Here is a 25,354-nt window from a genome sequence, read left to right on the forward strand (position 1 = left end):
GCCCATTGTGGGAGGGGGCTTGCTCCCGATAAGGGCGCTTCAGACGCGGATGCATCGACTGATACACCGTAATCGGGAGCAAGCCCCCTCCCACATGGGTACTGCGTACATGCCGTCAGATTCCGCACAATTGACGCAACAATTCAGTGTCCAGATGATTTTCCACCAGATCCGCCAAGCGCTCGATATCCCGCTCACGCAGGGCGTGATAGTCGACTGCCTGCACGTCCTGCAACCCCGCCCAGCGCAACAAAGCACTGCACGCCGCCGGTGTCTCGAACAGGCCGTGCAGATAAGTGCCGAGAATCTGCCCGTCGGCACTCTGCGCGCCATCACTGCGCCCGTCGTCGAGCCGCACGGCGGCATTCGCCAGCGCGGGGCCGGACGTCACCCCCGCATGAATCTCATACCCGCTTACCTCCGCATCCTCCAGCAACAACCGCCCGCGCACATTGCGCAACTGCTTCTCTTGCTCAAGCGTCGTGCTGAACGCCAGCAGCCCCAGGCCATCGCTGGAGCCGACGGGCCCTTCCAGGCCGAGCGGGTCGTGCACCTGCTCGCCGAGCATCTGCAGGCCACCACAAATCCCCAGCACCTTGCCGCCATAGCGCAAATGCCGCGCCACGGCGGTATCCCAGCCATGGGCACGCAAGTACGCCAAATCACTGCGCACACTTTTCGACCCCGGCAGGATGATCAGATCGGCGGCCGGGATCGGCTGACCCGGCCCGACGAATTGCAGGTTCACCTGGGGATGCAGGCGCAGCGGGTCGAAATCCGTGTGGTTGCTGATGCGCGGCAGCACCGGCACCACCACGTTGAGCACCTGGGCGGCCTTGTCGGTCTGGCGCTGGTCGATGCCATCTTCGGCCTCGAGGTGCAGGTCCATCACGTAGGGCAACACGCCCACCACCGGCTTACCGGTACGCGCCTCCAACCAATCCAGCCCCGGTTGCAGCAGCGCGATATCCCCGCGAAACCGGTTGATGATAAAACCCCGTACCCGCGCCTGTTCGCTAGGGGACAACAATTCCAGCGTACCGACCAGATGGGCGAACACCCCGCCGCGATTGATATCGGCGATCAACAGCACCGGGCAATCCACGGCTTCGGCGAAGCCCATATTGGCGATGTCATTGGCGCGCAGGTTGATCTCGGCCGGCGAGCCCGCACCTTCGACCATCACCACCGGATAGGCTTGGCTCAACCGTGTGTGGGAAGCCAGCACCGCCTGCATCGCGATGGCTTTGTAGTCGTGGTAGGCAACCGCGTTCATGCTGGTCACGGCGCGGCCATGGATAATCACTTGGGAACCGGTGTCGCTGTTGGGCTTGAGCAGCACCGGGTTCATGTCGGTGTGGGGCGCCAGGTTGGCGGCCTGCGCCTGGACCGCCTGGGCGCGGCCGATCTCGCCGCCTTCGGCGGTCACTGCGCTGTTGAGCGCCATGTTCTGTGGCTTGAACGGTGCCACTGCAACCCCCTGGCGCACCAGCCAGCGACATAGCGCGGTAACCAGCGTGCTCTTGCCGGCGTCGGAGGTGGTGCCCTGCACCATCAACGTAGTCATGTCGCTTCCTTGTAGGCGGCCAGTGCCGTCTCGAGACGCTGCCAATCGGCCTCGCTGTCGGGCAGACCGAAACGCACGCTGCTGTCGTGAACGAACAGGCGCAGCAGAATGCCGCGCTGAGCCATGAATTCGTGCAAGCGTTCGGCGTGCGGGGTGATCAACCACTGGAACAAGGCGCAGCCACCCTGGGGTTGAAAACCCTGACGCTCAAGCAGCTCGGACAAGCGCTGGCCGGCCTCGATGCAACGCGTGCGCTGGCGAGCGTGCCCGGCGCTGTCGCGCAGGCATGCCTGGCCGAGTATCCGTGTCGGCCCGCTGACCGCCCAGGGCCCGACCTGTTCGGCGAGCAATTTGAGCAACCGGCGCTCGGCCAGCACAAAGCCCAGGCGCACGCCGGCCAGGCCGAAGAACTTGCCGAATGAGCGCAACACGATCAAGCCGACCTGCTGGGTGTGGCTGGCCAGGCTCAAGTGCGGGGTCACGTCCATGAAGGCTTCGTCCACCACCAGCCAGCCGCCGCGCTGGGCCAGCCGCGTATGCCAGTCGAGCAGGCGCTCCGGGGCCAGGCTCAAGCCGGTGGGGTTATTCGGGTTGACTACCACCAGCACGTCGAGGCCATCGAGAAAGAAGTCGACTTCCTGCTCTTGCACTTCACGCACCACATAACCGGCACGACGCCAGGCTTCGGCGTGTTCGGCGTAGCACGGCGACAGTACGCCGACCTTGCCGGAACGGCGCAGGCGCGGCAGCAATTGGATCGCGGCCTGGGAGCCCGGCACCGGCAGCACGTGAGCCGCGCCATAGTAGTCGCTGGCGGCTTTTTCCAGGCCGTCATCGGCTTCCGGTAGCCGTGCCCAGGCGCGCAAGGGAATCTCGGGGATCGGCCACGGCCAGGGCGCCAGGCCACTGGACAAATCGAGCCAATCCGCCTCCGCGATCCCATATTCAATTGCCGCCTTACGCAGCCGACCACCGTGTTCAAGCATAAAATTGCGCCCCCGCGCACAGGACCAGCAGCCACAACCATACGCCGCGCTGCACCAGTTGCCAGCCTCGGTCGATGGCGTCAGCGTCGGCCGGCGGGCCTTCGCCCAATGGCGGCCGCTGGTGCACCTCGCCGTGATAAATCGCCGCACCACCCAGTTCGACGCCCAGCGCACCGGCGCCAGCGGCCATCACCGGGCCAGCGTTGGGGCTGTCCCAAGTCGGCCCCTGGGTGCGCCAGCATTTGAGCGCCAGGCGAGTCTTGCCCAGCAACGCGTAGGTCAAGGCCACCAGGCGTGCAGGAATATAGTTGAGCCCATCGTCGATCTTCGCCGCCGCCCAGCCAAAGCGTTCGAAGCGTTCGTTGCGATAGCCCCACATGGCGTCGAGGGTGTTGCTCAGGCGATAGAGCACCACGCCCGGCACGCCGGCGACTACGAACCAGAACAGCGCGGCGAACACGGCGTCGCTGCCGTTTTCCAGCACCGACTCGGTGGCCGCGCGAGCGACCTCGGTGCGATCCAGCTCGCTGGTCTGGCGGCTGACCAGGTAACTCACGCGCCGGCGCGCCTCTTCCAGGTCATCACTGCGCAGGGCCTGGGCGACCGGAATCACGTGTTCCCCCAGGCTGCGCATGCCCAGGGCGCAGTACAACGCCAGGATTTCCAGGACCCAACCGATGTACGGCGCCCAGGACAATGCGGTGGCCAGCAGGGTCAGCGGCACCACCGCGATAAACCACGCGGTTACGCCATGGCTGCGCCAGCCACGACCGCCTGAATTGAAACGCTGTTCGATGCGCCCGGCAAAATTGCCGAACGCCACCAGCGGATGCCAGCGCCTGGGCTCGCCCAGTAGCGCATCCAGCGCCACTGCGGCAACACCCAGCAAGGCCACACTCATTGACTCACTCCCCACAGGTTTTCGTACAGCATGTCACTCAATGGCCGCGGCTCAGTCCAGCCTTCGAGCTGCAACATCGGTGCCGGATAGAACTCGGCGACCGGTCCCAGGCACAGTACCGCCAGGGGTTTGGCGCCCGCCGGCAAACCCAGCAGGTCAGCCAGGGCCTGGGGTTCGAACAGCGAGACCCAACCCATGCCCAACCCCTCGACGCGGGCCGCCAGCCACAAATTCTGAATCGCGCAGGACAACGACGCCAGGTCCATTTCCGGCAAGGTGCGACGGCCGAAGATGTGCCGCTCGCGATCGTCCATCAGCGCTGCCACCAGCACTTCGGCGCAGTCGTGGATGCCTTCGACCTTGAGCCTCATGAAGTCATCGGAGCGCTCGCCCAGGGCCTCGGCGGTGCGCAGGCGCTCTTCTTCGACCAGTTGTTGAATGCGCCCTCTTAATTGACGGTCGCTGATACGGATAAAGCGCCACGGTTGCATCAGGCCGACGCTGGGTGCCTGGTGGGCAGCCTGGAGCAGGCGCTGCAATAACTCAGGCGCGACGCTGCCACCGCTGAAGTGGCGCATGTCACGGCGTTCGGCGATGGCGCGGTAGACGGCTTGGCGGTCGGCCTCGGGGAAGGCGTTGTCGGTCATGGCGTCATCGGGGGCAAGCCCCCTCCCACCTGTGGAATGCATTCCCCTGTGGGAGGGGGCTTGCTCCCGATAGCGGTGTCAGGGCCTGGCGCGAACAGCGCAGCCACCGCCGTCGGGTTGGACGGGAAATAAAAGTGCACGTAGGACGCGGTCATCCGCCCCTGCCGATACACCGCCTCAGCCCCACGCCCACCATTGGGGCTCATGCCACGGGCGATCGGCTCGCATGCGGTGCTGGTCAGGGAATGGTGATAGGTGTGCCCGCGCAAGGTGCCTTCGGGCAGTTCGACGCTTTGCAGCGCCAGGGCCGCCAATTTCTTTTGCATCACTGCATCGCCCTGCAGCAGGCCGAGCAGTTCGGCGCGGTTGCCGTCGACATCGGTAAGCGAGTCCAGCAGGTACAGCATGCCGCCGCATTCGGCGAGCAAGGGCTTGCCGGCTGCATGATGAGCGCGGATGGCCGCGAGCATCGGTGTGTTTTGCGACAGGGCCCGGTGATGCAGTTCCGGGTAACCGCCGGGTAGATAGAGGCTGTCGGCTTCAGGCAATGCGCAGTCATGGATCGGCGAAAAGAAACGCAACTCGGCGCCCATCGCGCGCAACAAGTCGAGGCTGGCACCGTAGGTAAACGCGAAGGCTTCGTCACGGGCCACCGCAATGCGTACCCCGGCGAGCAATGGCTCGGCGGTGATCACCTGCGGCGCGGCAAATGTCACCGGTGGCGGCACGGCGACTTCGCAACTGCTGCCCAACGCTTGGGCGGCGGCGTCGAGGCGCAGGTCGAGGTCATTGAGTTCGCTGGCTTGCACCAGACCCAGGTGACGGCTGGGCAATTCGATACCGGTTTCACGCGACAGCGCGCCGTACCAGCGCAACCCTTCGGTGAGGCTGCCTTCCAGCAGCTGCGCATGGCGCAGCGTGCCGACGCGGTTGGCGAGCACGCCGGCGAATGGCAGGTCCGGCTGGTAGCGCGCCAGGCCCAACGCGAGGGCGCCAAAGGTCTGCGCCATGGCCGTGCCGTCGATCACCGCCAGCACCGGCACGCCGAAATGCCGCGCCAGGTCGGCGCTGGACGGGGTGCCGTCGAACAGGCCCATCACGCCTTCGATCAGGATCAGGTCGGCCTCCCCCGCTGCTTCCCACAACAAACGACGACTTTCCTGCTCGCCCACCATCCACATATCCAATTGATACACCGGCGCGCCACTCGCGCGCTCGTGAATCATCGGGTCAAGAAAGTCCGGCCCGCATTTGAATACGCGTACCGTGCGCCCCAGGTTGCGGTGCAAACGCGCCAACGCGGCGGTGACGGTGGTTTTGCCCTGGCCGGACGCCGGTGCGGCGATCAAGACGGCCGGGCAATGACGGGGCTGATTCAAAGTTCGACGCCTTTCTGTGCCTTGATACCGGCCTGGAACGCGTGCTTGAGCATGCCCATTTCGGTGACAGTATCGCCCATTTCGATCAGCTCAGGCTTGGCGCCACGGCCGGTGACCACCACGTGCTGCATCGGCGGGCGCGCCTGCAGGTCGCTGAGCACCTGGTCGAGGTCCAGGTAGCCGTGCTTGAGGGCAATGTTCAGTTCGTCGAGCACGACCAAGCCGATGGAAGGGTCATTGAGCATTGCCCGGGATACCGCCCAGGCCGCTTCAGCGGCGGCGATATCACGCTGGCGATCCTGGGTTTCCCAGGTGAAGCCTTCGCCCATCACGTGAAAGCGGACCTGCTCGGGGAAGCGGCGGAAAAACAACTCTTCGCCGGTACTGTTGCGCCCCTTGATGAACTGCACCACGGCGCACTGCATGCCATGGCCCATGGCGCGGGCCAACATGCCGAAGGCCGAACTGCTTTTGCCCTTGCCGTTGCCGGTCAGCACCAGCAGCAAACCGCACTCATTGGGCGAGTTGGCGATGCGTTCATCGATCACGGCTTTTTTGCGCAGCATGCGCGCCAGGTGGCGTTCGTCGCGGTCGGGGGTATCGGTCATGGCAGCTCTCCGTTGGGGCTGGACAAAAACGGCGGGCAGGAAAAAAGAAAAATAGACAGCCAAGCATCGCCCACCGTGATGCTGTTGGATGTTTCAGGCCGGTCTCCGGGCTCATGAGTGGCGCCCTGCCTTTTGTAAAAGACAGGACATGCCAACGGCGCGCCTTCCCATATCGCCTGCGATACAGTGGCCAACAGCGCCGTCTTGACTCATTTACCGTTGCGGGGGCAGCGCCGGAATTGCGGCAGCACTGTGTACAAGTGCGCTCACTCACCGGCTTCCCTGTTTCACTCTGTCGACGCAAACGCCACAGAGCACCTGGAACAAGCCGCGAAGGTTAGTGGGTTGGGGGTGGAGCGTCAATTAAAGCTGGCCCTGTACTTGAACCATCAAGGTGATGTGCTTCTCTACCCTTACAGGTATTCAGGAGAACACCATGCACAAAACCAGACTCGCCCTACTGATCATGCTCGCCGGCACCCTCGCCGCCTGTGGAGAAAGCTCTACCCTGCAGGTAGCCGATGGCACCGGGCCCTCGCCCAGGTTGCCGGAACCGAACAAGACGCTGATCCCCACCGTGAACATCGCGCCGGCTGTCGGCTGGCCCGACGGCGCCAAGCCGACGGCCGCTGCCGGCACCCAGGTGGCTGCATTCGCCGAGGGCCTGGAGCATCCGCGCTGGCTTTATGTGTTGCCCAACGGCGACATCCTGGTGGCCGAGACCAATGCGCCGCCCAAGCCCGATGACGCCAAAGGCGTGCGCGGCTGGGTCATGGAGAAAGTCATGGGCCGCGCAGGCGCAGGCGTGCCGAGCCCGAACCGCATCACCCTGCTGCGCGATGCCGATCACGACGGCGTCGCCGAAACCCGCACGGTGTTCCTGGAAAACCTCAACTCGCCGTTCGGCATGGCTCTGGTCGGCAACGACCTGTACGTGGCGGACTCCGACAAATTGCTGCGCTTCCCCTATCAACCTGGGGAGACCGCGATCAAGGCGGCCGGCACCAAAGTCGTCGATTTGCCGGGTGGCAGCCTCAACCATCACTGGACTAAAAACGTGATCGCCAGCCAGGACGGCAGCAAGCTGTATGTCAGCGTCGGCTCCAACAGCAACGTCGGCGAGAATGGCCTGGAAGCCGAAGAAGGCCGGGCGGCGATCTGGGAAGTGGACCGCGCCACGGGCCAGCATCGTATTTTCGCCTCCGGCCTGCGCAACCCCAATGGCATGGCGTGGGAGCCCCAGAGCGGCAAATTGTGGACGGCGGTGAACGAGCGCGATGAAATCGGCAGCGACCTGGTGCCGGACTACATCACCTCGGTCAAGGACGGCGCGTTCTATGGCTGGCCGTTCAGCTATTACGGGCAGCATGTGGATGTGCGCGTCACCCCACAGAACCCGCAGCTGGTAGCCAAAGCCATTGCGCCAGACTATGCGGTCGGCCCGCATACCGCTTCGCTGGGACTGACATTCGCCCAGGGCAACACACTCCCGGCGCAGTTCAGCAACGGTGCGTTCATCGGCCAGCATGGATCGTGGAACCGCAAGCCGCACAGTGGCTATAAGGTGATCTTCGTGCCGTTCGAGGGCGGGCAGCCGAAAGGCAAGCCGGTGGATGTGCTGACCGGGTTCCTCGATAAAGATGAGAACGCCATGGGCCGGCCGGTGGGCGTGGTGATCGATCAGCAAGGGGATTTGCTGGTGGCCGATGATGTGGGGAATAAGGTGTGGCGGGTGTCGGCGGCCAAGTAGCCCTTCTCAAGCACACCACAAAACAATGTGGGAGGGGGCTTGCTCCCGATAGCAGTGTGTCAGCCACTGGAGATAGTGACTGATACACCGCCATCGGGAGCAAGCCCCCTCCCACATTTGGTTCGGTGTTTGATTCAGGGATTGCGTGCCAAGTTTGCCGGCAACACCCTTTTGGCACTCAGGTAAGCATTCTGCCAATACGCCTTCGACAACGTATCCAGCTTCACCGTACCGCCAGTCTGCGGAGCGTGCACAAAACGGCCCTCACCCACGTAGATGCCGGCGTGGCTCACCCGCGAACCACCACCGGTGGCGAAGAACAGCAGGTCACCGGTTTGCAGGTTCTGCTCGCTGACGTCCTGGGCACGCATTACGATCAACTCGCGGGTAGTGCGCGGCAAGGTGATACCGGCCGCATCGCGGTAGACAAAGCCAATCAGGCCGCTGCAATCAAAGCCCGAGTCCGGCGTGTTGCCGCCCCAGCGATACGGCGTGCCCACCAGGCCCAGCGCGCGGAAGAGCACGTCTTCGGCGGCCGGCGAGAAATTCTGGGTGGAATAGTTGAACACCGGCTTAGGCTTGACGGCTACCGGAGCAGGCGGCGGCGGACGGCTTGCGCAGGCGCTGAGGAGTGCGGCGCAAACGAGAAGAAAGAGGCGGGCCGAGGTCGACATGGGCAGAACAATCCTGGTCTGGATGCGGCTTTCGCTGCCGAACGCTGAAAACCAGAACGCGCAAGCAAAGCTCGCGCGAACGGATTACAACAATGTCCAGGGATTCTAGCGCTTACGCGTCAAACTTCAAGTATCACTTTAACTTTACTTACTGGCGGTAACCGTAGACGGGGCCATGGCGAGTGCACGCTTGGCTTCGATGAAGGTTTTGCTCCAGTAGCTGTCACCCAGGTTATCGACCCGCACCCCACCGCTACGACGGCTGCTGGAGTGGATAAACTGGTTATCGCCCAAGTAGATACCGGCGTGGCTGACACGACCGCGACCGGCTGTACTAAAGAAAAGCAGATCACCGGGCTTGAGGTTGTTGCGTGCGACCAACGGTGCTTTCACGTTGATCATTTCGCGAGTGGAGCGCGGCAGGTTCATGCCGGCTTCCTCACGAAACAGGTAGCCGATAAAACCGCTGCAATCGAAACCGGCTTCAGAGGTGCCGCCAAAACGGTAGCGGGTACCGATCAGGGACATGCCGCGTTCGAGAATGCTGTCGGCCAGAACGGGAAGCTGGTAAGGCTTGCTGCCGGAGAAGTCGGCCAGCTCTTTTTCGGTTGCCAGCTCTTCTTCATAAACAGAAGCAGACTGTGCAGCAACGAATTTAGCCTGACTTTGAACCTGTGGTTTTGGCTGTTCTGCCACCTGCTGAGGGTGGGAGGCGCAACCAAACAACAGGGTAACGAGTGCGAGAGGCACGAGGGGTGCGAAGCGATTTAGCATGGGCACGACCGTGGCTGATGTGTAAAGAAGCCGAGACTATGCCTTCTATCACATCGATTTGCAAATTCAATCGAACTCTTTGTGACTTCCTGTTTGGACCACGCCATCTAAGCCGCTAATCCCACCTACAGGCCCTTTGCGTGGCCAAACCGACCAAAACGCAGGTTTTCTGGCGCCTGGAATTTGCCGAAAGCCTGGAAACACAAGGCTTGGCTACCAGCCTAGGGTTTCCTTGAGGAAGGGAATGGTGAGCTTGCGCTGGGCCTGCAACGAGGCCTGATCGAGCTGTTCGAGCAACTCGAACAACGCGCTCATGCTGCGCGTGCCACGGGTGAGGATGAAGTGCCCGACCTCGTCGGTCAGGTGCAGCCCGCGCCGCGAGGCGCGCAGTTGCAGGGCACGGAGTTTGTCTTCATCGGACAAGGGGCGCATCTGGAAGATCAACGCCAGCGTCAGCCGCGACTTGAGGTCGGCCAGCTTCACCGGCAGTTCACGCGGCGACGTGGACGCGGCGATCAACAGGCGGCGGCCACTGTCGCGCAAGCGGTTGAACAGATGAAACAGCGCCTCTTCCCAGTCCGCCTTGCCCGCAATCGCCTGCAAATCGTCCAGACACACCAGTTCGTATTGTTCGAGGTTGTCGAAGATCCCCACACCGTGGTCCATCAGCTCAGCCAACGGCAGGTAAACCGCCGGCTCGCCCATCTGCTCGAAACGCAGGCACGCGGCCTGCAGCAAGTGGGTACGCCCGACGCCATGCTTGCCCCACAGATAGATCAGGCTTTCAGTCCACCCGGCGTCGGCTTCGCAGAGGCGCTCGACATAGCCGAGTGCAGCGGCATTGGCGCCTGGGTAGTAGTTGATAAAGGTAGCGTCGTCACGCAGACGCACACCTAGGGGCAGCTGAATCGGTTTCATGCTGACTGAACGGCTCCCATCGAACCGTGAGTGGCCTCTGTGTAAAGTTTGCAAAGTTTATACGCGTGGCGCCGGGCGCACAATGCAGCAGACCACAAGCAAAATCAAAGGTTTGCGTTAACCTGTTGGTTTTGCGCGAATTGTTTGACGCACCCGCCACATTAAACAACAAACCCGGCCATGAGCCGGGTTCGTGATAGCGCGATTACAGATCGGGATCTTCAACGCCCGTGTAAACATCCGAATCCTTGTACATATCGTGAACATGCCGCACCAGTACCATGATCACCGCCGCCACCGGCAGCGCCAGCAGGATGCCGGTAAAGCCGAATAGCTCACCGCCCGCCAGGATCGCAAAGATCACCGCTACGGGATGCAGGCCGATGCGGTCCCCCACCAGCAGCGGGGTCAATACCATGCCTTCCAGCGCCTGGCCGACCATGAACACCGCGACGATGCCCAGCATCGGATACAGGTCGCCGCCAAACTGGAACAGCCCCGCCACCAGCGCCGCGCCGATGCCGATCACGAAGCCCATGTAGGGCACGATCGCGGCCAGGCCGGCGATCAGGCCGATCAACAGGCCCAGCTCAAGGCCGATCGCCATCAAGCCGGCGGCGTAAATGATGCCCAGCGCCAGCATCACCAGCAGTTGCCCGCGCACGAACGCCCCCAGTACCTCATGGCACTCGCCGGCCAGGGACACGATGCGCTCCTCGCGGTCGCGCGGCAGCAGGCTGCGGATCTTGGCCATCATGATGTCCCAGTCCCGCAGCAGGTAGAACGCCACCACCGGGATCAGCACCAGGTTGGTCAGCCAGCCGATCAGCGCAAGGCTGGAAGCGGTGGCCTGGCTGAGCACCATACTGACGATATCGGTGGTCTTGTCCATGTGTTCACTGATCGCGGCCTTGACCTTGTCGAACTTCCAGAACCCGTCCGACAGCCCAAGCTTGGCCTGGGCCCATGGCATCGCCGTGTGCTGCAACCAGTCGAGCATCTGCGGCGCCAGTTCGTAAAGTCGATACAGCTGCTTGGCCAGCATGGGCACCAGCACCAGCACCAGAACGGTGATGATCAGGGTAAACAAGGCAAACACCGCGATCACACCCCAGGTTCGCGACAGGCCGGCTTTCTCCAGGCGATCCACCACCGGATCGAACAGATAAGCGAGCAGCAACGCCACCAGAAATGGCGTCAGGATCGAATGCAGCAAGAACACAAAAACGCACAGCAGGACAATCCCGCCAAGCCACACCCAACGACGCGTATCCGCCATGAACCACTTCCTCTGTTATTTGCTTGCCGCTTCTATATAGAAGCCAGGCCACTTACCAACGAAAACGTAACTGCGCCTGGGGCTCAGGCGCGGCAGCCGGTTGTGCGCCATCGGCCGGCGGTTGCGGAGCGGGGGCTTCACCCGCCGGCACTTCCTGCAACTTGGCCAGGCTCAATTGGGTGCGCAACTGATCGGCGCTGCCATTGACGCGATACACAATACGATTGCCGTCCACCCGCTGCGGCTGGCCACCAAAGGGCTCGAGCAAACGACCCAGGACGGCGTAGCGCTCCAGAGTCATGCCCTGCACCTCCAGCAGCTGTTCGGCGCTGACCCCCGGTTTGACCGCAAAGCGCGGCGCGAGCTTCTGGCTGACAGCGAGCAACACAGCATCAGCCACCGCGCCAGTGTCAGCGCCCTGGACGCTGCCCTGCTCGGTCTTGTCGCCCAGCCACAGGCGCCATTTGGCCTGCCACTGGTTGCCTTCCTGGCGCGCATGAACTGCCAGCAACGCATCGGCGCCATAGCGCTCGGAGGCGGCGCGCAGCGGCGTGGCGTCGGCACTTTCCAGGTTCGGCGCGGTGGCGACCACCTGTTCGTCCAGGTCACCCAGCGGCAGGCGCAACGGCAAGCCTCGGTGCTGGGCCGCCCGGCGCAGCGCTTGAGCCACCGCCTGGCCGTCGCCGACCAGGCTGCTGCCTTCGGTAGAGTCGTTCAGCCACCAGCCGAGGATCGAGGGACGATTGCTGCCCCAGATCGCCAAGCCGGCGTCACGCAGGGCGCGATCGGTGCTGACCGGGTCGAAATCCACTTGCAGGCTTTCCGGCGGGCCGGCGTCGTAGCCGTATTGGCTGATGATTTGTTGCGGGTCCTTGCGGATCGCCGCCAGGCCCGGGCCCTCGGCGGCCTTGGCATCGCCGGTCAGGCGGATGACCAGGGTCTGCACGGCGCGCTGGGTGGCCTGGTCACGCTCCTGGGGTGACTGGCTGCTGACCGGTTCGAGGACTTGATAGAGGCCATTGAGGGTTTCGGCATGACTCGCCAGGCTGACCAACGACAAACAGCCTACAAAAAAGAATTTACACAGACGCATGGAAGATTCCCGAACGACAAATTTAGCGGCTGGAACAGACCGCGTGATCTCGGTTTGGCAAGGCTGTGACACAGCGACCGGTAAAACATTCACGGGTCTCGGTAAGTTTTCATACTGTCATAACGATAGCGGATTCAAGGCTATACCTTAATACGGTGCATTACCGGGCCGATTCGGTTTTTTTTAGACTCATATGCCCTGCCCGTCGGCCCGAGGATGGCCGCTGCCCCTCAAGCCTGATAAAATCGCGCGCCTTCGCAGACCGTCAACGGCTGGGCCTTCGCCAAAAGTGCCTGCCCGCTCGGTCGTTACCCAGAAATCCCCCCTAAAGGCCTGGATCATGAGCAAGCAACCCTCCCTGAGCTACAAGGACGCCGGTGTAGACATCGACGCCGGTGAAGCATTGGTCGAACGCATCAAGAGCGTCGCCAAGCGCACTGCGCGCCCTGAAGTCATGGGTGGCCTGGGCGGTTTTGGCGCCCTCTGCGAAATCCCGGCCGGCTACAAGCAGCCTGTACTGGTTTCCGGCACCGACGGCGTAGGCACCAAGCTGCGCCTGGCGCTGAACCTGAACAAGCACGACAGCATCGGCATCGACCTGGTTGCCATGTGCGTCAACGACCTGGTGGTGTGCGGCGCCGAGCCGTTGTTCTTCCTCGACTACTACGCCACCGGCAAACTCAATGTCGAGACCGCGACCCAAGTGGTCACCGGCATCGGCGCCGGCTGCGAACTGGCGGGTTGCTCCCTGGTCGGCGGCGAAACCGCTGAAATGCCAGGCATGTACGAAGGCGAAGACTACGACCTGGCAGGCTTCTGCGTCGGCGTGGTGGAAAAATCCGAAATCATCGACGGCTCCAAAGTCGCTGCCGGCGACGCCCTGCTCGCCCTGCCATCGTCCGGCCCGCACTCCAACGGCTACTCGCTGATCCGCAAGATCATCGAAGTGTCCGGCGCCGATATCGAGAACATCCAGCTCGACGGCAAGCCACTGACCGACCTGCTGATGGCCCCGACGCGCATCTACGTCAAGCCACTGCTCAAGCTGATCAAGGACACCGGCGCCGTCAAGGCCATGGCCCACATCACCGGCGGCGGCCTGCTGGACAACATCCCGCGCGTGCTGCCAAAAGGCGCCCAGGCGATTGTCGACGTGGCCAGCTGGCAGCGCCCTGCGGTCTTCGACTGGCTGCAAGAGAAAGGCAACGTCAACGAAACCGAAATGCACCGTGTGCTGAACTGCGGCGTGGGCATGGTCATCTGCGTGGCGCAGGAGCACGTTGAAACCGCGCTGAACGTACTGCGTGAAGCCGGCGAGCAGCCTTGGGTCATCGGCCAGATCGCCAGCGCTGCCGAAGGCGCGGCCCAGGTTGAACTGAAGAACCTTAAGGCGCATTGATGCCTGTCACCTGTGATGTCGTGGTGCTGCTTTCCGGCACCGGCAGTAATTTGCAGGCCCTGATCGACAGCACGCGCACCGGCGACAGCCCGGTGCGCATCGCTGCGGTGATTTCCAACCGCAGCGATGCCCACGGCCTGCAACGCGCCAGGGACGCGGGTATCGAGACCCGCTCGCTGGATCACAAGGCGTTCGACGGTCGCGAGGCCTTCGACCGCGCCTTGATCGAACTGATCGACGCCTTCAACCCCAAGCTCGTCATACTTGCCGGCTTCATGCGCATCCTCAGCGCTGATTTCGTGCGGCATTACGAAGGGCGCCTGCTCAACATCCACCCTTCCCTGCTGCCCAAGTACAAAGGCCTGCACACCCATCAACGCGCCCTCGACGCCGGCGACCGCGAGCATGGCTGCAGCGTGCACTTTGTCACCGAGGAACTCGATGGCGGGCCTCTGGTCGTACAGGCAGTGGTTCCGGTAGAGTCGGATGACTCGGCGCAGACGCTTGCGCAACGGGTTCATACCCAGGAACACAGGATTTACCCGTTGGCTGTTCGCTGGTTTGCCGAGGGTCGGTTGATTCTTGGTGAACAGGGTGCATTATTGGATGGTCAGTTACTCGCGGCCAGCGGCCACTTGATTCGAACCTAGGAGATTTTATGCGTCGCGCCCTGCTCTTCGCTTTTGCGCTGTTCGCTCTGCCTGCCGTGCAAGCGGCGGACCTTCACCCCTTCTCCGTCAGCTACACCGCCGACTGGAAACAACTGCCCATGAGTGGTTCGGCTGAACGCAGCCTGACCAAGAACGGCGACGGCACCTGGACCTTGAACTTCAAGGCCTCGATGATGATCGCCAGCCTGACCGAAACCAGCGTGATCCTGTTCGACAAGGACACCCTGCAACCCAAGAGCTACAGCTTCGAGCGCGGCGGTTTGGGCAAGGCGAAGAAGATCAACCTGGATTTCGACCAGGCGACCAAGAAGATCACCGGCTTTGAAAACAAGGACCCGGTCAACGTCACCCTCGAAAGCGGCATGCTCGACAAGTCCACCTATCAACTCGCCCTTCAGCGCGATGTGGCTGCCGGCAAGAAAAGCATGAGCTACCGAGTGGCCGAAGGTACGGATGTGGATACCTATGACTTCCGCGTCATGGGCCCGGAAAAGGTCCAGACCAAGGTAGGCTCCATCGACGCGATCAAGGTTGAACGCGTGCGTGATCCATCCCAGAGCAAGCGCATCACGCAGATGTGGTTTGCCAAGGACCAGGGTGGCATTCTGGTTGCCTTGCGCCAGGTTGAAACGGATGGCAAGGAATACAACATCATGCTGCAGGATGGCACCGTTGACGGTAAGGCTGTCAAAGGGAGCTGAACGCCCTGATGAGTTAAAAAGAGCCTCGCTGAATGCGGGGCTTTTTTTTGCCTGCAGGTTCTGCTTTTAAGCCTCCACCGCTATCGGGAGCAAGCCCCCTCCCACACTTGGAATGCATTTCAAAATGTGGGAGGGGGCTTGCTCCCGATGGCATTGGCGGGGGCAACACAACCTCCAAAGCCCTGCCACAACATGAAACTTTTGTCATAAAACCCCCACCACTGCGACCCAATGCCACGGTTTACGCGGCCTGCAGGAATGTTGCGTTTCCCGCAATAAATTGTTGCGCGCAAAACCAGTTTACTTAGCAAGCTAACAAACCATATAACAAAGGCCTGCGACGACTTGCCGCAGATCAACCAGAGATTGGAGCAAGCAGATGACTGTAAAAGTAACTGAACGCGACGATGAACATATGTCCCATGAAGCGATAGGCCACGGGATTCACATCTGGGACGTACATCAACAAGATTTGCTGGTCGGCATGTTCCACAACGAGAGCGATGCCCACAATTATAAAAACGAACTTGAATCGCTTGAAATGAGACGCCAGGCAGAAGGCTCCTGAAACCCTGACATCGCGTAGACGCCCCGGCCCACGCAGCCAGGCCGCCTACACACAGAAACCCCGCCTTTTTGAGCGGGGTTTTTCGTTTTATAAAGTGGCCGCTTTCCTCTGCATCCCTACGACGGTATAAAAACGTAACAACAAATAGACAATTGGTAATGATTCTCGATAGTATCGCTCCGCTTTTCACTCGGCCCCACGAAAACGGAGTTTGACCTCATGCATGGACACCTCACCACACCGGAACAATCGCTGCTTGGCCGCTGGGGTGAAGCGCTGGCCACTCGTCAATTCCAGGCCAGGCACATCACCCTTCAGACACTGGTCGCCACCTTGGCGCCCGCCTGCGAACGAAGTTTTCAACGCCTGATCCAGGCCCTGTTTCGTGAAGGCCTGCTCGATCCCAACACCCTCAGTTATGACGAACACGACCACTGCTGGCTGGTGCTGCCCGACCAGAGCCGCCTGCGCTTTGAGCACCTGCGCCCCGGCCGCATGGCCAGTTGGGATTTGCGAGGCAAGGTCAGCGTCCTGCGGGTTGGGCAGCCCGAACAGACCCTCCAGTTCCCGTCGCAGTTGCTGACCTTACTGAACACCCGCCTCGAATCGCCTGCCGCCCCAGAGGTACTGGACCGCCTCAACACAGAGATCGACGACAGCTTCATCAACGACACCCTGTGCCTGGCCTTCCACGCGCAATGGACGCTCGAGCTGCACGCCTCGATGGACCCCGTGCATCAGCACAACCTGCTCAGCTACCTCAAGCACGATCCAGAGGCTGGCAACCCGACGTCAGTGCTTGAGCAATGGGGCACGCTTGGCCATCCCTGGCACCCCAACTACAAGACCAAGCTGGGTTTGGCGACAGACCAGGTGATCGAATTCTCGCCTGAGTTCGAAGCGCGTTTCCCGGTATTGCTGTGTGCGCTGCACCGCCAGTACGCCCATGTCGAAAGCCTGGCCGGCACGGCGGATTACTGGCAGTGGTGGCAGGGCCACTTCCCGCAAGCGGCTCGCCAATTGACGGCGCACCTGACCGCACAGGGCCTTGAGGCCAGCGATTATTTGCCGCTGCCTGCCCACCCTTGGCAAGCTCGCCAGGAGCTACCGCAGCTGTTCGCCAATGAAATCGGCGACCAGCTGTTGGTGCTCACCGATATCGTTGCATTCACGGCCCACCCGACCATGTCGTTCCGCACCGTTTTGCCTGAGGGCCGCAGCGATGCGCCCATGGTCAAGCTTCCGGTTTCGCTGCGCCTGACCAGCGTGCAGCGCACGGTGTCGCCACGCTCGGCGCGTATGGGGCCGCGGATCAGCCATCTACTGCAGACCATCCTGGCCCGTGAGGCCGGGCTGCAGAACATCCTCAGCATCGTCCCCGAGCGCCTGGGCGTGCATTTCAAGCCACAGCCGGTGAATGACGAGCACTCCCGCCACCTGGCGGTGCTTTATCGCGACAACCCGCAGAGCCTGCTCCAAACCGGGGAAATGGCCGTCCCGGTGGGCAGCCTGTTTGCCACCGACCAGCATGGGCAGCCGTTGCTGAGGCAGTGGGTCCGCCTGAGCCAAGGCGCCGACGATGCACAGGCCCTCTGTGCGTTTTTCAAGGACTACGCATCCATTGCCGTGCCGGCCCTGCTGGGCATGTACCTGCGTTATGGCGTGGCCTTCGAGGCCCATCAGCAGAATTCCTTTATGGTCATGGATGCGGACGGGCAAGTCAGCCGCCTGCTGTTGCGCGATTTCGGCGATATCCGGATCGACCGCAAAACCTTGCACGCCCAAGGTCTGGATATCGAACTGCATGATCCGAAAATGACCTTGTACGACGATGCCGGTTTCGTGCGCGACAAGTTGCTGCACACAGTGTTCATGTGCCACTTGGGCGAGCTGGTATTGCTCGGCGCGCGCCACTTCGAGGTTTCCCAGGCGCTGTTGTGGGATGAACTGTCAGCGCAGGTCAGCCAGTGCTTCGATGATGTGCGCAGCGAGGTCGACCCTCAGCGCTGGCTGACCGAACGTGCCGCGCTGCTGGAACAGGACTGGCCGGCCAAGTCGTTCATGCGCATGCGACTGATGGAAAGCCATGCCGATATCGTCGGGCGCCTGCCCAACCCGCTGAGTAGCGCCGCCAATGTCGGCTAACAGCACGGCGCTGCGCTTGCTGGTGGTGATTCAGCTGGTGTCGATGGGCGCCATGGAAATGAGCGGCCCTTTCTGGCCATTGCAAATCCAGAAGCTGCTTGGCGCCGCGAACGCCCAGTACACCGGCCTGCTGTCTGCGCTGGTGTATGCCGGGCCGATGATGGCGGCGATGGTGCTTACGCCCATGTGGGGGCGCCTGGGTGATCGTACCGGGCACAAGCCGATGATCATCCGCGCGCTGCTGGCGCTGGCGATATGCCAGGCGCTGGCCGCCATCACCTACGATCCCTGGCTGCTGGTGGCGATCCGGGTGGCGCAGGGTGCGCTGGCCGGCTTTATTGCGGCCGCGCAGGCCTATGCGCTGGCCTACTGCGGCGATGGCGGTCGCGGGCATATCCTAGCGCGGCTGCAATCCGCCACCGCCGTGGGCTCCCTGGCCGGGCCGGTGTTGGGCGGCTGGCTGATGGACATATCCGGTTTCGCATTGCTGTGCTACAGCGCCACCGCAGTCTGCCTGTTGTGCGCAATAATCAGCGCCTTCTTACCCAACGACTCACCACGATCGAGACCCGCGCGCACCTCGACGCCCGCCGCACTCCCCAAAGGCTGGCTCGGCGCGATGCTGGGGATCATCGTCTTGATCCAAGCAGCCAAGATGATGCCGCAACCGTTCTACGCCTTATATGTTGCCGATGTTCTGCATGCGCCCGCGTGGCTGATCGGCGCCAGCTATGCCGCCAGCGCATTGACCCTGGCGCTGTCCGCGCCGTTGTGGGGCCGCCTGTTTGACCGACATCAACCTGCACACACGCTGCGCATCATTGAGTGGGTCACCTGGGCCTGCGCCTTCACACTGGCCTTCACGGCATTGGCGAATGAATGGTTTGGCTTCCTCGCCAGCCGGCTGCTGTGGGGCGTGTGGCAAGGCGCGCTGTTGCCCGTGGCCTACACGCTGATCGCCAACACCGTTGCACCCAGCCAGCAGGGGTTCGCCCTGGGCCTGGGCAACAGCGCCGCCAAGGCCGGCGCGTTGTGCGGCGCGCTGCTGGGTGGCATCGGCATGGCCATGGTGGGCCTGGCGCACAGCTTCTGGCTGGTCGCGCTGACGTATGCCCTGGCTGCGCTGGGCATCCGCGCCATTCGTTCGCTCACCCGAACACCTGAGACGTCCGTTTTTTCTGTCACTACTTCTAATAACTCAAAGGCAAGGTCATGAACACATCACAATGGGCCCTTCTGCTGCCCCTGCTCGGGTCGATCAGTGCGCCCGTCTGGGCCGATCAAACTGAAGAAACGCCGGCGACCAGCCTGCAACTACAGCCGACGGTGGTCTCGGCCACGCGCAGTGAAACCAGCATTGCGGCGATCCCGGGCTCGGTGCAGGTCATCAATGAAGAACAGATCCGCCAGCAGACCTCGGCAGGACGCCGGGTTGCCGATATTCTCGGGCAACTGGTCCCCGGCATCGCGCCCTCCAGCGGCGGCATGAGCAACTTCGGCCAGACGCTTCGCGGGCGCAATACGCTGATCCTGATCGACGGGGTTTCCCAGAACGCCACGCGTGACAACTTCCGCCAGCTCAATAGCGTGGCACCGGAAAGCATCGAGCGCATCGAAGTGATTTCCGGCGCCAGCAGCGTTTATGGCGCCGGCGCATCGGGCGGCATCATCAACATCATCACCAAGCGCAACAAAGGTGAAGACCTGGCCTTCAGCAGCAAGATCGGCATGACCGCCGGTGACAACCTCAGCCGCAAAGGCTTTTCCTACCAGGCATTCCAGAGCGCAACAGGCCGCCAGGGCCCGCTGGACTGGTATGTGTCGGGCAACGCCGTGCAACGCAACGACCAGTTCGACGGTAACGGCAAGCGCATTCCCCAGGACACGTCCCAGGGCAGCAACATGGACACCGACACCTACGACCTGCAAGGTCGCTTCGGCTACGAGCTGGATGACGACAAAAAGCTCAGCCTGTCGCTGCAGGACTACAAAGACGAACAAGACACCCGCTACACCAAGAACCCACGCATTACCAGCGAGGCCGTCGCGGTGAAAGGCCTGGACCTGGACGACCAGCCGTCCACCCACAACCAGGCGGTCAACCTCAATTACGCCGACAAGGACTTCTACGGCCAGGGCTTGCAGGTCGAAAGTTACTGGCGCCGCGCCGATGCGCTGTTCTTCCCGGACTTGTCCCGGGGCCGAGCCGGGGTGTCGGACAACAACAGCGTGCAAGATGTGTACGGCCTGCGCGCCGCGATCGACACGCAAATGCCGGACATCGGCCCGGCGACCGGCAACCTGGTCTGGGGGGCCGACTATGATCATGAAACCTCGCGCCAACGCGGCGACCAATACCGGGTCAACGGCCTGACGTACACCAAGACCGGTACCACCTTCGAGCTGGGCCCGGACATCCAGACCACCACCAAGGCGATCTTCGGCCAACTGTCCTATGACATCGGCGACTGGACCCTGCGCGGTGGCGTGCGCCGTGAATGGATCGAGAGCAAGGTCGACGACAGCATCGCCTATGGCGAAATCGTTCAGACCGGCAACCGCGCGACACTGCCGGGCGGCACCCTCAAGTATGACGACACCCTCTACAACCTCGGCGCGGTGTACCACCTGAGTGAAAACCAGGATGTGTTCGCCAACTTCAGCCAGGGCTTTTCACTGCCGGATATCCAGCGCTTCCTGCGTGACGTCAACAGCACGTACAACATTCAAGACCTCAATGCCCAGGCGTTGAAGGTCAACAGCTATGAACTGGGCTGGCGTGGCAACTGGGACAAGTGGCTGGCCAATGTCACGGCGTATGAAAACACCTCGGATGTGACGCAGTTCTATGATGCCAATGACCGTGTGCTACGCCTGATCAACCAGAAAGAACGCGTGCGCGGTATCGAAACCAGCCTGACGTATAACGTCACCGACCAGTGGTCGGTCGGCGGCACGTACGCCTATTCCAAAGGCGAGACCCAGCAGAACGGCAAATGGATCGACCTGCCCGCCACCCGCATCTCCCCGGCCAAGACCACCGCGTTTGTCGGCTACGACCGTGGCGACTACAGCCTGCGCCTGCAGGGCATGCGCCTGGCCAACTATGACGCCGCGTTCAAGGACAACAACGGGCGCGATATCCAGGGCTACACGCTGGTGGACCTGCTGGGTTCGGTAAGGCTGCCGGTGGGGCGTCTCGAAGGTGCGGTGTACAACCTCACCGACCGCAACTACCAGAACATGTTCGCCCAGGCCAACGCCCGCGCGCCGTACCCGAATGCCGAAGGTCGTACCTTCAGCTTGAGCTACGCAGTGGATTGGTAACAGGCTGGCGCGGCACGGTAAAAACACAAACCCCGCCTTTTGGCGGGGTTTGTTGTTTTCAGCGGTTTACCACATCAGGTCATCCGGGATCTGGTAGGCGGCGTACGGATCATCCTCATCCGGCACCTGGCTTTCGGTCAGGATATTGAGCTGCACGATACGCTCCGGCGCGCGCTCCTGGATCTTCAGCGCGGCTTCGCGCGGGATCACCTCGTAGCCGCCGCCGTGATGCACGATGGCCAGGGAGCCGTTGCTCAACTTGTTACGCATCAGCGTGTTGACCGACAGGCGCTTGACCTTCTTGTCATCCACGAAGTTGTAGTAGTCCTCGGTGGTCAGCTTGGGCAGGCGCGAGGTTTCGATCAGTTGCTTGACCTGGGCCGTGCGGGCCTTGGCCTCGGCTTTTTCCTGCTGCTGACGGTTCAGCTCCTGGTCGCGCTTGACCTTCTCGGCATGCGCCTCGGCCGCCAGGCGCGCCTGGGTGTCATCGACCTCGGCCTGACCCTTGTGGACCAGCCGCTGCTGTTTCTGCTTCTCTTTGCCGACCTGCTTGGCCTGCTTTTGGTTGACCAGACCTGCTTTGAGCAACTGGTCGCGAAGGGAAAGGCTCATGGTGCTTACTCACTTAGGCAACTGCTCAACCGCAGCTGAAAACATTCTTTTCCTGGCGTTTGGCTTCGCCCCACAGGGCGTCCAACGTTTCGAGGGTGCAATCTTCTATGGGTTGATGCGTCTCGCGCAATGCCTGTTCGATAAATCGGAACCGTCGCTCGAACTTGGCATTGGCGCCACGCAACGCGGTTTCCGGGTCGACCTTGAGGTGACGGGCCAGATTGACCGCGGCAAACAGCAGGTCACCGACTTCATCGGCAATGGCTTCCGAATCGTTATCGGCCATGGCTTCGAGCACTTCATCCAGCTCTTCGCGCACGTTATCCACCACCGGCAACGCCGACGGCCAGTCGAAACCCACCTGGCTGGCGCGCTTCTGCAGCTTGGCGGCACGGGACAGCGATGGCAAGGCAGTGGGCACGTCATCGAGCAGGGACAATTGCTCGGGTGCGTCGGACTTTTCCGCGCGCTCCTCGGCCTTGATCTGCTCCCAACGCTGCTTGACCTGCTCTTCGCTCAGCTGAGGAATATCCAGCGGTGCATACAGGTCGCCGGTCGGGAACACGTGGGGATGACGGCGGATCAGCTTGCGGGTGATGCTGTCGATCACCCCGGCAAATTCGAAGCGCCCTTCTTCCCGCGCCAGCTGGCTGTAATACACCACCTGGAACAACAGGTCGCCCAACTCGCCTTGCAGATGATCGAAGTCGCCACGCTCGATGGCGTCGGCCACTTCGTAGGCCTCTTCCAGGGTATGCGGCACGATAGTGGCGTAGGTTTGCTTGATGTCCCATGGGCAGCCGTATTGCGGATCGCGCAGGCGGCTCATGAGGTGCAGCAGGTCTTCAAGTGAATACATCAGTCTCTTTCCGCTGAAGATCAAATGTGGGAGGGGCGGTGCGACGATTCGACTTGCCCCCGATTGCAATGGGTCAGTCAATAAAGGTGCCAACTGACCCTCCCTCATCGGGGGCAAGCCCCCTCCCACATTTTAAACCGCGTTCATGGAGTGCGATTACGCCGCGTCTCAATGATGTTCGGCAACTGCGATATCCGCCCCAGCAACCGCCCCAGCGCGTCCAGCCCCGGAATCTCGATGGTCAGGGACATCAACGCGGTGTTGTCCTCTTTATTCGAGCGGGTGTTGACCGCCAGCACGTTGATCCGCTCATTGAGCAGCACCTGCGAGACGTCGCGCAGCAGACCGGAGCGGTCGTAGGCACGGATGATGATGTCCACCGGGTACGTGAGCACCGGCACCGGGCCCCAGCTGACCTGGATGATCCGCTCCGGTTCGCGCCCGCCCAGCTGCAGCACCGAGGCGCAGTCCTGGCGGTGAATGCTCACCCCGCGTCCCTGGGTGATGTAGCCGACGATGGCGTCGCCCGGCAACGGCTGGCAGCAGCCGGCCATTTGCGTCATCAGGTTGCCCACGCCCTGGATCTGGATATCGCCACGTTTGCCGGGCTTGTAGCCGGTGGCCTTGCGCGGGATCAGTTCCAGCTGTTCGTTGCCGCGCTCCGGCTCCACCAGTTGCTGGGCCAGGTTGACCAGCTGGGCCAGGCGCAAATCGCCGGCACCGAGGGCGGCGAACATGTCTTCGGCGATCTTCATGTTGGCCTTTTCGGCCAGCTTGTCGAAATCCACCTGGGGCAGGCCCAGGCGCGCCAGTTCGCGCTCGAGCAAGGTCTTGCCGGCGGCGACGTTCTGGTCGCGGGCCTGCAGTTTGAACCAGTGCACGATCTTCGCCCGCGCCCGCGAGGTGGTGATGTAACCCAGGTTCGGGTTCAGCCAGTCGCGGCTCGGCGTGCCATGCTTGCTGGTGATGATCTCGACCTGCTCACCGGTTTGCAGGCTGTAGTTGAGCGGCACGATGCGCCCGTTGATCTTGGCGCCCCGGCAGTTGTGGCCGATTTCGGTGTGCACGCGGTAAGCGAAGTCCAGTGGCGTGGCGCCCTTGGGCAAATCGATGGCGTGGCCGTCGGGGGTGAAGATGTAGACCCGGTCCGGTTCGATATCCACGCGCAACTGTTCGGCCAGGCCGCCGATGTCGCCGAGTTCTTCGTGCCATTCCAGCACTTGGCGCAACCAGGAGATTTTCTCTTCGTACTGGTTGGAACCGGCCTTGACGTCGGTGCCCTTGTAACGCCAGTGCGCGCAAACGCCCAACTCCGCCTCTTCGTGCATGGCGTGGGTGCGGATCTGCACTTCCAACACCTTGCCTTCAGGGCCGATCACCGCCGTGTGCAGCGAGCGGTAGCCGTTTTCCTTGGGGTTGGCGATGTAGTCGTCGAACTCTTTGGGAATATGCCGCCACAGGGTATGCACGATACCCAGCGCGGTGTAGCAATCGCGCATTTCCGGCACCAGCACACGCACGGCGCGTACGTCGTAGATCTGGCTGAACGCCAGGCCCTTGCGCTGCATTTTGCGCCAGATCGAATAGATGTGCTTGGCGCGGCCGCTGATGTCGGCATCGACGCCGGTGGCCTGCAACTCGGCGCGCAACTGGCCCATAACGTCGCTGATAAAGCGCTCGCGGTCGAGCCGCCGCTCGTGCAGCAGCGTGGCGATCTGTTTGTATTGATCGGGTTCGAGGTAGCGGAAGGACAGGTCCTCCAGCTCCCATTTGATATGACCGATACCCAGGCGGTGCGCCAGCGGCGCGTAGATGTCGAAGACCTCGCGGGCGACGCGGTTGCGCTTCTCGTCATCGGCGGTTTTCACCGCACGGATAGCGCAGGTACGTTCGGCCAGCTTGATCAGCGCGACGCGCACGTCGTCGACCATCGCTACCAGCATTTTGCGCAGGTTTTCCACCTGGCCCTGGGTGCCCAGCACCATCGATTGGCGCGGGCTGAGGCTGGCACTGATGGCCGCCATGCGCAGCACGCCGTCGATCAGCTTGGCCACCACGGCGCCGAAACGCTGGCCGACGGTCGGCAACGGGATATGCCCTTCACGCACACCGCGATAGAGCACGGCGGCGATCAGCGAATCCTGGTCCAGCTTGAGATCGGCAAGGATCTCGGCGATTTCCAACCCGGTACGAAAGCTCGACGTGCCTTCCGCCCACAGGTTCTTGGCCGCATTGTCCTGTTGTTCAGACTCACGAGCGAACTCGCAGGCTGCTTTCAAGGCTTCACGGTCCAGTGCCGGGTCGACACTGACGGCATGATCCAGCCATGCCTCGAGATTGATACTGCCGTCGGTGTTGATCGGCTGGTGTGCTCTCACCTGTACCATCTTGCTTACCTTCCCTACGACGCACCTTGGATGCGCCAAAAATCATCGCCGACCTTGCTGCAGACTCCCTGGCATTCACGGCCCTGGAGACTGCAGGCCAGTCGGATTA

General features: G+C 62.2%; 22 protein-coding genes and 1 riboswitch. Of the genes, 8 read left to right on the top strand and 14 right to left on the bottom strand.

Going from position 1 to position 25,354, the window contains the following annotated elements:
• Nucleotides 1–115 precede the first annotated feature (115 nt).
• The 6 genes from C4J85_RS19225 to cobO are packed head-to-tail and all read right to left on the bottom strand — an operon-like array spanning nt 116 to nt 6,088.
• A complete protein-coding gene (locus tag C4J85_RS19225) occupies nt 116–1,567 on the bottom strand; it encodes a cobyric acid synthase (RefSeq protein ID WP_124410490.1) in 1,452 nt (483 codons plus the stop codon).
• The gene (gene cobD, locus C4J85_RS19230) at nt 1,564–2,553 is read right to left on the bottom strand and encodes a threonine-phosphate decarboxylase CobD (protein WP_124410491.1); all 990 of its coding nucleotides are present in this window, start codon (nt 2,551–2,553) and stop codon (nt 1,564–1,566) included. The genes C4J85_RS19225 and cobD overlap by 4 nt, the downstream gene beginning before the upstream one ends.
• Nucleotides 2,546–3,454, bottom strand: coding sequence for an adenosylcobinamide-phosphate synthase CbiB (gene cbiB, locus C4J85_RS19235; RefSeq protein WP_124410492.1), 909 nt, complete (start codon nt 3,452–3,454; stop codon nt 2,546–2,548). The genes cobD and cbiB overlap by 8 nt, the downstream gene beginning before the upstream one ends.
• Nucleotides 3,451–4,101: a 5,6-dimethylbenzimidazole synthase gene (gene bluB, locus C4J85_RS19240; RefSeq protein ID WP_124410493.1), complete on the bottom strand. Its 651-nt coding sequence runs from the start codon at nt 4,099–4,101 to the stop codon at nt 3,451–3,453. The genes cbiB and bluB overlap by 4 nt, the downstream gene beginning before the upstream one ends.
• Entirely contained in the window at nt 4,098–5,480 is a 1,383-nt protein-coding gene (locus C4J85_RS19245; RefSeq protein ID WP_124410494.1) for a cobyrinate a,c-diamide synthase, read from the bottom strand. Before C4J85_RS19245 ends, bluB begins: the two co-directional genes overlap by 4 nt.
• Complete coding sequence (cobO, locus tag C4J85_RS19250) at nt 5,477–6,088, bottom strand: cob(I)yrinic acid a,c-diamide adenosyltransferase (RefSeq protein ID WP_124367878.1); 612 nt, start codon at nt 6,086–6,088, stop codon at nt 5,477–5,479. Before cobO ends, C4J85_RS19245 begins: the two co-directional genes overlap by 4 nt.
• 78 nt (nt 6,089–6,166) lie before the next feature.
• Nucleotides 6,167–6,425: riboswitch (cobalamin riboswitch) on the bottom strand.
• 99 nt (nt 6,426–6,524) lie between these two features.
• Here cobO and C4J85_RS19255 point away from each other — a divergent pair.
• The gene (locus C4J85_RS19255) at nt 6,525–7,838 is read left to right on the top strand and encodes a sorbosone dehydrogenase family protein (RefSeq protein ID WP_124410495.1); all 1,314 of its coding nucleotides are present in this window, start codon (nt 6,525–6,527) and stop codon (nt 7,836–7,838) included.
• A 134-nt stretch (nt 7,839–7,972) separates the two neighbouring features.
• On the opposite strand, the gene C4J85_RS19265 is transcribed toward C4J85_RS19255, so the two are convergent.
• The 5 genes from C4J85_RS19265 to C4J85_RS19285 form a co-directional block, all read right to left on the bottom strand.
• Entirely contained in the window at nt 7,973–8,512 is a 540-nt protein-coding gene (locus tag C4J85_RS19265; RefSeq protein ID WP_124363826.1) for a C40 family peptidase, read from the bottom strand.
• 144 nt (nt 8,513–8,656) lie between these two features.
• A complete protein-coding gene (locus C4J85_RS19270) occupies nt 8,657–9,286 on the bottom strand; it encodes a C40 family peptidase (protein WP_124410497.1) in 630 nt (209 codons plus the stop codon).
• A 213-nt stretch (nt 9,287–9,499) separates the two neighbouring features.
• Nucleotides 9,500–10,204, bottom strand: coding sequence for a DnaA regulatory inactivator Hda (gene hda / locus C4J85_RS19275; RefSeq protein ID WP_124363828.1), 705 nt, complete (start codon nt 10,202–10,204; stop codon nt 9,500–9,502).
• Nucleotides 10,205–10,409: 205 nt separating this feature from the next.
• Nucleotides 10,410–11,483, bottom strand: a complete 1,074-nt coding sequence (locus C4J85_RS19280; protein ID WP_124404888.1) for an AI-2E family transporter — start codon at nt 11,481–11,483, stop codon at nt 10,410–10,412.
• Between the two features lie 52 nt (nt 11,484–11,535).
• On the bottom strand, nt 11,536–12,576 hold the full coding sequence (locus C4J85_RS19285; protein ID WP_124410498.1) for a DUF2066 domain-containing protein: 1,041 nt from the start codon (nt 12,574–12,576) through the stop codon (nt 11,536–11,538).
• 340 nt (nt 12,577–12,916) lie between these two features.
• Between C4J85_RS19285 and purM the strand changes: the two genes are divergently transcribed.
• The 7 genes from purM (at nt 12,917) to C4J85_RS19320 (ending at nt 21,387) form a co-directional block, all read left to right on the top strand.
• Entirely contained in the window at nt 12,917–13,975 is a 1,059-nt protein-coding gene (gene purM / locus C4J85_RS19290) for a phosphoribosylformylglycinamidine cyclo-ligase (protein ID WP_124410499.1), read from the top strand.
• Nucleotides 13,975–14,625, top strand: coding sequence for a phosphoribosylglycinamide formyltransferase (gene purN, locus C4J85_RS19295; protein ID WP_124410500.1), 651 nt, complete (start codon nt 13,975–13,977; stop codon nt 14,623–14,625). Before purM ends, purN begins: the two co-directional genes overlap by 1 nt.
• A gap of 8 nt (nt 14,626–14,633) precedes the next feature.
• Nucleotides 14,634–15,347 carry a DUF3108 domain-containing protein gene (locus tag C4J85_RS19300; protein WP_124363833.1) on the top strand — a complete coding sequence of 238 codons (714 nt, stop codon included), beginning with the start codon at nt 14,634–14,636 and terminating at the stop codon, nt 15,345–15,347.
• A 379-nt stretch (nt 15,348–15,726) separates the two neighbouring features.
• Nucleotides 15,727–15,915: a hypothetical protein gene (locus C4J85_RS19305; protein WP_124367883.1), complete on the top strand. Its 189-nt coding sequence runs from the start codon at nt 15,727–15,729 to the stop codon at nt 15,913–15,915.
• Between the two features lie 219 nt (nt 15,916–16,134).
• Nucleotides 16,135–18,060 carry an IucA/IucC family siderophore biosynthesis protein gene (locus tag C4J85_RS19310; protein WP_124410501.1) on the top strand — a complete coding sequence of 642 codons (1,926 nt, stop codon included), beginning with the start codon at nt 16,135–16,137 and terminating at the stop codon, nt 18,058–18,060.
• On the top strand, nt 18,050–19,276 hold the full coding sequence (locus C4J85_RS19315; RefSeq protein WP_124410502.1) for an MFS transporter: 1,227 nt from the start codon (nt 18,050–18,052) through the stop codon (nt 19,274–19,276). Before C4J85_RS19310 ends, C4J85_RS19315 begins: the two co-directional genes overlap by 11 nt.
• Nucleotides 19,273–21,387, top strand: coding sequence for a TonB-dependent receptor (locus C4J85_RS19320; RefSeq protein ID WP_124410503.1), 2,115 nt, complete (start codon nt 19,273–19,275; stop codon nt 21,385–21,387). Before C4J85_RS19315 ends, C4J85_RS19320 begins: the two co-directional genes overlap by 4 nt.
• A gap of 66 nt (nt 21,388–21,453) precedes the next feature.
• Here the strand turns inward: C4J85_RS19320 and C4J85_RS19325 are convergent, their stop codons facing one another.
• The 3 genes from C4J85_RS19325 to relA form a co-directional block, all read right to left on the bottom strand.
• A complete protein-coding gene (locus C4J85_RS19325; RefSeq protein ID WP_014719402.1) occupies nt 21,454–21,999 on the bottom strand; it encodes a DUF2058 domain-containing protein in 546 nt (181 codons plus the stop codon).
• Between the two features lie 25 nt (nt 22,000–22,024).
• Nucleotides 22,025–22,858, bottom strand: a complete 834-nt coding sequence (gene mazG / locus C4J85_RS19330) for a nucleoside triphosphate pyrophosphohydrolase (protein ID WP_124410504.1) — start codon at nt 22,856–22,858, stop codon at nt 22,025–22,027.
• Nucleotides 22,859–23,001: 143 nt separating this feature from the next.
• A complete protein-coding gene (gene relA, locus C4J85_RS19335; protein WP_124363838.1) occupies nt 23,002–25,245 on the bottom strand; it encodes a GTP diphosphokinase in 2,244 nt (747 codons plus the stop codon).
• Between the last annotated feature and the right edge of the window lie 109 nt (nt 25,246–25,354).

It is taken from the genome of Pseudomonas sp. R4-34-07 (assembly GCF_003852375.1).
Taxonomy (GTDB): domain Bacteria; phylum Pseudomonadota; class Gammaproteobacteria; order Pseudomonadales; family Pseudomonadaceae; genus Aquipseudomonas.